The organism is Dendronalium phyllosphericum CENA369 (assembly GCF_016056275.1).
Lineage (GTDB): Bacteria > Cyanobacteriota > Cyanobacteriia > Cyanobacteriales > Nostocaceae > Dendronalium > Dendronalium phyllosphericum.
Genome location: NZ_JAECZA010000289.1, coordinates 208,446 through 217,925, shown reverse-complemented (window position 1 = coordinate 217,925; position 9,480 = coordinate 208,446). Strand labels below are relative to the sequence as shown.

Annotated in this window: 6 protein-coding genes and 1 pseudogene; 4 read left to right on the top strand and 3 right to left on the bottom strand. The window is 42.8% G+C overall.

Annotated elements, in window-relative coordinates:
• A partial coding sequence (locus I8752_RS32725) for a MutS-related protein (RefSeq protein ID WP_422615226.1) occupies nt 1–1,359 on the bottom strand: 1,359 nt, incomplete at its 3' end.
• Nucleotides 1,360–1,692: 333 nt separating this feature from the next.
• On the opposite strand from I8752_RS32725, the gene I8752_RS32720 reads away from it, so the two are divergent.
• The 4 genes and pseudogenes from I8752_RS32720 to I8752_RS32705 all read left to right on the top strand — a co-directional run bounded on the left by I8752_RS32720 (nt 1,693) and on the right by I8752_RS32705 (nt 7,226).
• Nucleotides 1,693–2,856: a GuaB3 family IMP dehydrogenase-related protein gene (locus tag I8752_RS32720; RefSeq protein WP_214436328.1), complete on the top strand. Its 1,164-nt coding sequence runs from the start codon at nt 1,693–1,695 to the stop codon at nt 2,854–2,856.
• Between the two features lie 475 nt (nt 2,857–3,331).
• Nucleotides 3,332–3,679, top strand: a pseudogene (gene trxA, locus I8752_RS32715) (thioredoxin); the annotation flags it as partial.
• Nucleotides 3,680–4,172: 493 nt separating this feature from the next.
• Nucleotides 4,173–5,243 (top strand): LOG family protein, encoded by a 1,071-nt coding sequence (locus I8752_RS32710; protein WP_214436326.1) that lies wholly within the window; start codon nt 4,173–4,175, stop codon nt 5,241–5,243.
• Between the two features lie 660 nt (nt 5,244–5,903).
• Complete coding sequence (locus tag I8752_RS32705; RefSeq protein WP_214436325.1) at nt 5,904–7,226, top strand: D-alanyl-D-alanine carboxypeptidase; 1,323 nt, start codon at nt 5,904–5,906, stop codon at nt 7,224–7,226.
• 200 nt (nt 7,227–7,426) lie between these two features.
• On the opposite strand, the gene lptC is transcribed toward I8752_RS32705, so the two are convergent.
• Complete coding sequence (gene lptC / locus I8752_RS32700) at nt 7,427–8,569, bottom strand: LPS export ABC transporter periplasmic protein LptC (protein WP_214436324.1); 1,143 nt, start codon at nt 8,567–8,569, stop codon at nt 7,427–7,429.
• 188 nt (nt 8,570–8,757) lie between these two features.
• The gene (locus I8752_RS32695; protein WP_214436323.1) at nt 8,758–9,390 is read right to left on the bottom strand and encodes a LabA-like NYN domain-containing protein; all 633 of its coding nucleotides are present in this window, start codon (nt 9,388–9,390) and stop codon (nt 8,758–8,760) included.
• Nucleotides 9,391–9,480 lie beyond the last annotated feature (90 nt).

Here is a 9,480-nt window from a genome sequence, read left to right as displayed (position 1 = left end):
GTCCCCGCGTCCCCGCGTCCCCGCGTCCCCGCCTAAAGCATCTAGAATCCGACTTATACGGCGAATATGTCCAGAAAATGTGGATAAACTTTGCTGTAAGGATTGTTCGTCGCCTATATCTGCCAATACTTGGTCAAACCACGGAATTTCTACTGGTTCGCGGGCGGGAACGAATAAACCAACCTTGGCCATTAATGCTGCCAAGCCCAAAGTTTTCAAGGTTACTGTTTTACCGCCAGTATTTGGCCCTGTAATTGTTACGACCTTAATATGAGGAGCAATCAACAAATCTACAGGAACCACGGGTTGTCCTTGTTCGTGGTGCTGCTGCCAAACTAACAGTGGATGTCGTAGATGCCGTAAAGTAATGATTTCGTGTTCTTCGTGAGTCCAGCCCCCGTCTTGGCGGCTTCCGTCACGATGGGGGACTGGCGTTAGCGCAGCGTTAGCGAGTCCTCGAGCGTCACCCGAAGGGCGGTTAATAAATCGCGGGGGATTGGCTCCCAGCCAAAAACTATACCTTGCTCTTGCAGTTGCCAGATCCAAAGTGGTGACAATGGCTAGCAATCTTTCTAAATCTGGTTTGACTGCTGCTACTTGCTCTGTCAAAGCGCGACGAATTGCTTCTTCTTCTGCTTGCTCTCTTTTAATTGTCTGCCGCAGTTGGTTCCCTAAAGGCACGACAGAGTTGGGTTCCACATACAAAGTCGCCCCACTAGTTGAAGTATCGTGAACAATGCCAGGAATAGCGTCTTTTTGAGGTGCTTTTACGGGAATCACAAAGCGATCGCCCCGTTGAGTAATTAACTGTTCTTGAACTGCTCCCGATTTTACCTGCAAAATATTTTGCAGTTTTTGAGTAATTTGACTCCGCAATCTCCGTAATTCCGTGCGAATTTCTCCGAGTTTTTGACTAGCACGATCGGTTACTTGACCGCGTTCGTCGATACAACGGTGAATTTCCTGCTCTAGTTCTGGGTAAGTCCGTAAATCGGCAACTAACTCGGTCAGTATGGGGATATCTTCTTGGTTGTCAATTACACGACGTAAATTTCTAGCACCTGCAAGGGTAGTAGCCAGTGCTAAAAGTTCATCCCCTGCCAGAATTCCGCTGCGTTCTGCTCGTTCTAGAGAATCACCAATATCTTGAATTCCCTCAAACGAAAGTCCCGTACTCAGGCGACTTTCTAGTTGGTAAACTTCTTTTGTTTGTGCTAACAACTGCTCGCTGACTGCCTGAGATTCAGGTAGTTTCAGATGAAGTGATGCGATCGCCCCCAGTTTAGTTGCCGCAAATGTAGAAAGATGCTGGCAAAGGCGATGCCATTCAAGTAGTTCTAAAGTATCAGATTGGATCAAGGCTGCAAATCATCTAATCTGAAGGGATCGTAACAATTCTAGCCTTGAAATGGCTTTACCTTAAAGGGTGAAATTTTCATTTAGTCAATAGTCAAGCTAAAGGATGAAGCATAAAAGCTAAAGTATCAAGTAAGAAAAGACTTCATTCATCAAGGGATGAAGTATGAAGATGGAAAAAGATGCATTGTTTCGGCTACAAAGGGTTAGACATGATGTCCCGACAAGTTCTCACTTTTTGCTTTATCCTTTACACTTGAAACTTCTCGAACAGTCGCTCCAAATCCGTCCACAATTTGATACCCTAGCTTAAACAGATGTGAGAAAAGTTAAAGCGTGGAAATTCAACTTGGGCGGGGAAAAACAGCTAAGAGAGCATATGGAATTGATGAAATTGCTCTAGTCCCCGGTAACAGAACACTCGATCCGAGTTTGGCAGAAACTAAGTGGCGGATTGGCAATATTGAGCGAGAAATCCCGATAATTGCCAGTGCGATGGATGGCGTAGTAGATGTTCGGATGGCTGTACGTTTGTCACAGTTGGGAGCATTAGGCGTACTTAACTTGGAAGGTATCCAAACTCGTTATGCCGACCCAGAACCGATATTAGATCGGATTACTTCTGTAGGGAAAGATGAATTTGTATCTTTGATGCAAGAACTCTATGCCGAACCAATAAAGCCAGAATTAATTGAAAAACGTATTCAGGAAATTAAACAACAAGGCGGCATTGCGGCGGTGAGTTGCACTCCAGCAGGTGCAAGCAAATATGGTGAAGTAGTAGCCAAAGCTGGGGCAGATTTATTTTTTGTACAAGCTACAGTAGTTTCTACTGCCCACTTATCACCAGAATCTGTAGTTCCATTAGATTTGGCAGAGTTTTGCCGTTCTATGCCTATCCCTGTGGTGTTGGGCAATTGTGTAACTTACGAAGTAACTTTGAATTTGTTAAAAGCTGGGGCAGCTGCGATATTAGTGGGGATTGGCCCTGGGGCAGCCTGTACCTCTCGTGGTGTTTTGGGTGTGGGCGTACCCCAAGCAACAGCGATCGCAGATTGTGCCGCGGCCAGAGATGATTACTTTCAAGAAACTGGTAATTACGTGCCTGTGATTGCTGATGGCGGTTTAATCACTGGCGGCGACATTTGCAAATGTATCGCCTGCGGTGCTGATGGCGTGATGATTGGTTCTCCCTTTGCCAGAGCCGCCGAAGCGCCAGGACGGGGTTATCATTGGGGGATGGCGACTCCTAGCCCAGTTTTGCCCCGTGGCACCCGGATTCGCGTTGGAAGTACTGGTAGCCTAGAGCAAATACTGATTGGCCCCGCAGCCTTAGATGATGGTACTCATAATCTTTTGGGAGCCTTAAAAACTAGTATGGGCACTTTAGGAGCTAAAAATATCAAAGAAATGCAGCAAGTTGAAGTTGCGATCGCTCCATCTCTATTAACTGAAGGCAAAGTCTACCAAAAAGCTCAACAATTAGGTATGGGGAAATAGAGGGATTGGGGACTGGCGACTGGTGAGACAGCGCTCTTGGTAGGGTTTCCCTCCGGAGCCACTTGCGTGGGCGGGTTTCCCGACTTGAGCAAAGTGGCATCAGGCGACTGCGTTAGCGAGCTTGCGAGCGTCACCCGAAGGGGGACTGGATAATTAAAAAACAATTTTTTAATATCTTATCAGGTTCCCGATTCCTAATCCCGGATCCCCAATCCCTAATAAATATCAACTTAAAATTCTTAAGGAAATTTTTCTAGACTCTGAAACAATCACTGGAAAAATCACATATGTCGCCTACAATAGAGATAGCGGAGACGCATGTTTCCGTTCACTCCTCACACCACACTCCGCCCGGACTACTGTTCGGGCGGTTCCTTATATTTGTGAATAAATTCTAGAGCTTCTTTGCAAATGTACATCCTTCACCTCCAAGCTGCTGTTTTTGCTATGGTAGAATTTTCACGAAACTCAGAAATATAATTGGCAAAGGTTTTTAGGCATGTCAACAGCCGCACAAGTTACGGATTCTACTTTTAAGCAAGAAGTACTCGACAGCACTGTACCAGTTTTAGTTGACTTTTGGGCACCCTGGTGTGGCCCCTGCCGGATGGTAGCTCCTGTTGTAGATGAAATTGCCCTTCAGTACGAAGGTCAATTAAAAGTTGTAAAAGTCAACACCGATGAGAATCCCAATGTTGCCAGCCAGTACGGTATCCGCAGCATTCCCACATTAATGATTTTTAAAGGTGGGCAAAAAGTTGATATGGTGGTCGGTGCCGTTCCTAAAACTACATTAGCTAATACTGTGGACAAGTATCTTTGAAACTCAATCGGCAGTAAAGTCCTGTTGATTTGTCTTTTTGCTTTAGCTTTAGGTAAATATTTGTCAAGAAGTTTAAGAGGCGCGAAACTTCGCGTCTCAAAATGACTTGCTTTTATGGTAAACAGTATCAAATTACCACTGCTAAACTAATATGTTACTTCTTGAGCAGCAATCCTTAGTCTCTTTCTCTAGGCGATCGCTATGGTGAAAGTCGCACATAGGAGTGCTAGCTTTATGATGAATGTAGGCAATATCTAACAACAAGCTATTTCTAAAGTTCTGGTATCCCAAGGCTTTAGCTAAAACTTCTTAATGCGTACAAGTGAACGACTACAGTATCACCAGCGCCTTGGTTGATGTAAACCACAGGTGCTTTTTAGTGGATGTCGTCTGTTACACTCACATCAGATTAGGGAATAAAGACTCCTGCAAGCAGTTGTTAATCACATACCAAAATTAGATACAATGTAATGCCATTGTGGTGGCAGTTCTCATGACCTCATCTGCGTCGTTTGACACATTAGCGTCTCTCCAGGCGGATATTACTGAATTAATCGATCGCTTACCGACGTTAAAAAATCGGCAACTGATTCAGCAAGCACTGGCTACCATATTGCGTTTGGCTGATAGTGATATTGACCGTCTAGATTGGAAAATATTGTCGGCTTCTCTAGCAGATATGGAACGAGGTTTCCAACTGTTTTATGACTACCGACACGTCCGCAAAGTTACTATTTTCGGTTCTGCTCGTTTATCGCCAGAAACACCAGAGTATCAGATGGCGCTTGAGTTTGCTCGCGCTGTGACAAAATTAGGATTCATGGTGATGACAGGTGGCGGTGGCGGCATTATGCAGGCGGGTCACGAAGGCGCTGGACGAGAAAATTCTTTTGGTTTAAATATTCATTTGCCGTTTGAACAGCAGGCAAACCCAGTGATTGAAGGCGATCCTAAGCTGATTCACTTTAAATATTTCTTTACTCGCAAGCTATTCCTCCTCAAAGAAAGTGATGCTATTGCTTTGTTTCCTGGTGGATTTGGTACGCAAGACGAAGCTTTTGAATGTATGACATTAAGCCAAACAGGGAAATTTGGCCCCGTACCCGTGGTTTTAATCGACCATCCTGGTGGTAATTACTGGCGGTCTTGGAGTGAATACATCGATCGCCATTTAGTAAAAACAGGTCTTGTGAGTCCTGAAGATCCCAGCCTCTACACGGTGACAGACAACCTGGAAGTAGCTTGTGATGCCATTACTCGTTTTTATCAGGTTTATCACTCTAGCCGCTACGTAGGCGATCGCTTAGTAATTCGCTTGCGATCCGATTTATCAGACACAGAGGTAGAACAACTCAATACCGAGTTCAGCGACATCCTTGTTAAAGGAAGGATTGAAAAAAGTCAGGCATTGCCTCAAGAAGCACAAGATGAAACAGTTAGTTTACCTCGTCTTGTGTTGTACTTCAATCAACGCGACTTGGGGCGTATGTATCAGATGATTGCTGCAATTAACCAAATGGGTAGACCTTCTCCAGAAGAGACGGCGCATCCAGAAAGGAAATAATAACTTTTTAGATTGTGCTGATATGGGACAGTGCTGAGTGCTGAGTGCTGAGTGCTGAGTTCTGAGTGCTGAGTAAACACCAGTTGCTTGGTGGCTTTGAGCAATCAATGCTGTCATAACATTAGTGACAACGGCTATATGTTAAGTTTTAAAATGCTTTGGGATAAGCTAAAAAATATCTAAATTACATAATTACATTTAATCAAACTATTGTGGGGTGGGTCGGAAAGCCCGCCTTAATTATGTAACTTAAATGGTGATTAGCTTACCACTTAGAAAGCTTATAGAAAAACTGGCATTTTTAGCAACCGAGAAAATCCTCCTCAACTACTGTTTGAAGCAAACACAGGCTGAAATGTTTTTAGAGTTAATCGCAAATTACCTTCATCACCCAATTGGGTGTTTTTTTATTTGGGTATCGGAGATTAATCTTACAATTCAATCCTGAATCTGGAAAAGCTTTTCCTGTGTTTCAATCTTTGAAAAAGCGATCGCACCTGGAAAATGTAAGTTGAGTAACATTATTTTTGTTATCTAACTTACTACCAAAATGATAAAAACACTAGTTATGATGACTGAATGCTGATTGTCAGAAAAAAAGCATGTATATTAGCACAGTAAACGTAACAAAATATCAAATCCTAAATAGGGGAACAAAACATGCTGGAATTATTGGGTTCAGGTTTGGTTTCTCTCTGGCTGGAAATGGCTGGAGTACAAATCAAGCCTTCGGATGCCTTAGATGCATTGACTTGGCAAAGTAGCCCTGGATTGGTTCTTGCCCCCGATCCAAATCCAGCTGGAAATAGTACAGTGGCGGAGTATCTTAAAGGCTTAATTACGTCAAAATTAGTCGCGCAGAATTTGATAGAGAGTCAGGGAATTTGGATGCAGTCTGGGCCAATGCTCATGGCGAATCATCAAGGTACTACACCTCTGCCTGCTGCCTCTTTGACTAAGATCGCAACTTCACTAGTTGCTTTCAAAACTTGGGGGCCAGACCACCAATTTCAGACTTTGGTCAGCGCTACAGGACCAGTGGTCAATGGGGTATTGCAAGGTGATTTGGTAATTACTGGCGGTGGCGATCCGATGTTTGTTTGGGAGGAAGCGATCGCTCTTGGTAATACTCTCAACAAAATGGGGATTAAGCAGGTAAAAGGAAATTTGGTAATTACTGGCAGTTTTGCCATGAATTTTCAACGTTATCCCTTCCTAGCAGGTCAAATGCTCAAGCAAGCATTGAATTATAAAACTTGGACTCGCCCTGAGACTTACATCTACTCAATCATGCCTAAGGGAACTCCTAAGCCTCAAGTCGTAATTGCGGGTAATGTCAAAGTCGAGGCGCAACCAAATCCTCAACAAACATTGCTAGTGCGTCACTACTCTTTGCCCTTGCAAAAACTGATCAAGGAAATGAACGTTTTTAGCAATAACGAAATGGCAGAGATGTTGGCAGAGTCTGTAGGAGGCGCAGCTGTAGTACAATCCACTGCTGCTAACCTTGCGAGAGTGCCTAACTCAGAAATTCAGTTAATTAACGGTTCGGGACTGGGGCCAGAAAATCGAATTTCTCCGAGAGCGGTTTGTGCGATGTTAATGGCAATGCAACAAGAAGCAGCAGCTCACCAACTGAATTTGGCTGATTTATTTCCCACCTCTGGATTCGATCGTCGGGGGACATTACACACTAGACATATTCCTGTTGCCACTGCGATTAAAACTGGCACTCTTCGTGATGTAAGTGCTTTAGCTGGAGTGATGCCCACACGCGATCGCGGTTTGGTTTGGTTTGCTATCCTAAACCGTGGTTCAAACATATCAGCCTTTCGTGCCGGACAAGACAAGTTGTTGCAACGTCTTGTACAACTGTTGCAAGTCGCTCCAAGCGTCCCTTATGTCCTTACTCCTCACTCAGGTATCAACTCATTACCCGAACTAGGTGCTACCAATCGTAATGAGGTTTTAGTTAAAAGTTAGAGACGCGATTAATCGCATCTGCACAAGAGATTTATCGTATAGACGCGATTTATCGCGTCTGTACAAGAGTCAGTTGTTAGTTTTTAAACGATTCATACCAATTCTCTAAAATCTAGCAATAGATTCAATATTGGAAAACCAGATGAAATCTGACGATTCCTAATTACAAATTACGAATTACGAATTGATATAACCACTAACTACTGACGATTAACCTTTGTCTGAGGAATAATTTCTGTAACTACCCTACCGCTCGATTTGCCACCTCTAACAACAATATCTTCTGTTTCCAAATTACCCACCGCTGTTTCACCCGTAAAATATAATTGTGGGTCAACTTGCCGATAAACTACATTTCCCTGCCCTTCTAATAATTTCTTGTCCAAATACCAAGTGAGTGTTTGAGATGAGAGAGACTGGCGACGTTGACCGACGGCGTTGACGTTACCTTTTAAATAAACTATTTTCTGTGGTATTTTCATTTCTCCTTGATTAGCGGTTACTGTCACCTTTTCAGCGCGTTGGAACACGCGCACGGGAGAATTTGTAATGATGTTTTCTGTATTCATATTCCAGATCATAGACTTACTAATTATTTGCATTGGTGGATCTAGTAAGTCTAATTGGGCATTTTCTTTAATATTGGCAATTTTAGTTTTCAAATTGACTTCGGCAGAATTACCCTTACCGCGATCGGTGATTTGATTGTTTTTATAACGTTCAAATTGGATGGGGCGATCGCCAATCAATTTTTCGTCTTTAATCTGCCAAATCAAATGCTCAGTTTGCATTTTCATTTGGGGATCGCTGGAAGTTGCTACCACTTTTCCAGAAAATTCCACACGCTGTTCGCGCGTTTTCACTCGCGCTTCCTGCGCCATTGCCTGTAATTGTTTGTGGTTGCCATTTAGTCGATCGCGAACAATCAACAAATCTTCTTTAGGTCGCCATTCTAATTCATTGCCTTGCAAAACAACACCATTTTTAGGGTCTGTAGCAAATATTTTTCCCTTGAGAAACAGCTGTTTGCCATCTTGCTCAATGTCTGCCTGTTCTGCTTTGATTTGGTAAACTACTTTACCATCTTGGTATAGTTCCCCATAAGGATTTTCCGCCTGGCCAATTTGTTTTTCTTTAGTGTATTTTGCCTTTTTGGCATTGACTTTCCAGATAGGTCGTCCTACTTCATCAAATTGCTCTAAGGCAACACCATAAAAAGTTAAACCACTCTCTTGGGAGCCGGAATCTGAATTATCTGGTTTAGAAGCTGTGGGAGGTTTGTTTCCGCAAGCACTTAACCCAATTACCAAGCATAAAGTTAAAGGCAAGTAATAACAATTCATATTAAGTTAGATTTAGAAGTTAGTATCTATAAAATAGGGGAGAATTTCAATTTCTCCCCTTTCATTTTGAATTATTTGCTATCGCTTTGTTCCTGATTAATTATTGTAGAGACGCGACTGGCATCGCGTCTCTACAATAATTAATTGCTTTTGTACAAGAGTTAAGAGTTTTATTTCCCCCTGCTTTCTTACGTATCTTGAATTTCTAGATGGCTGTCACTATCTCGTGGGTCTTCTAAGAAACCCATAGCTGATAGGGGTCGATATGGATAGCTTTGGCGTGGGGTTTTTTGAATATCTTCTTTGATAGCTTCTAAATCAATGTAGCGATCGCTGACATTAATTAAGCTATCACTTGTCATTGAGCGCAAACTGACTACTTCTACCCGCACGCCGCGATAGCTGACTGAATTGACCGCATATGCCAGATCCCCATCACCGCTGACTAAAACTGCGGTATCGTATGAATCTACCAAAGCCATCATATCTACGGCTATTTCTACATCTAAGTTAGCTTTTTTAGAACCATCTGGTAGCTGTACTAAATCTTTAGCAATTACTCGATAGCCATTGCGACGCATCCACAACAAAAATCCTTGCTGTTTCTCGTTTGTCCTGTCTACTCCTGTGTAGAAGAAGGCACGCAATAGTCTAGAACCGCCTGTCAAACGACATAGCAGCTTTGTGTAATCTATTTCTATTCCTAATTGCAAGGCAGCATAAAATAGATTTGAGCCATCAATAAATATGGCAACCCGACCCCGATTCTCTAAAACTTGTTCTGGCGTAAATATCGAATCATTTTCCAAATTATTCAACATTGATGTCATACCTCGGTTATTATCCTTGTTATTTTTGATACTATTTTCCAAAATTTACATGCGGACTTATGATAATTTTCCGGGGCTGAT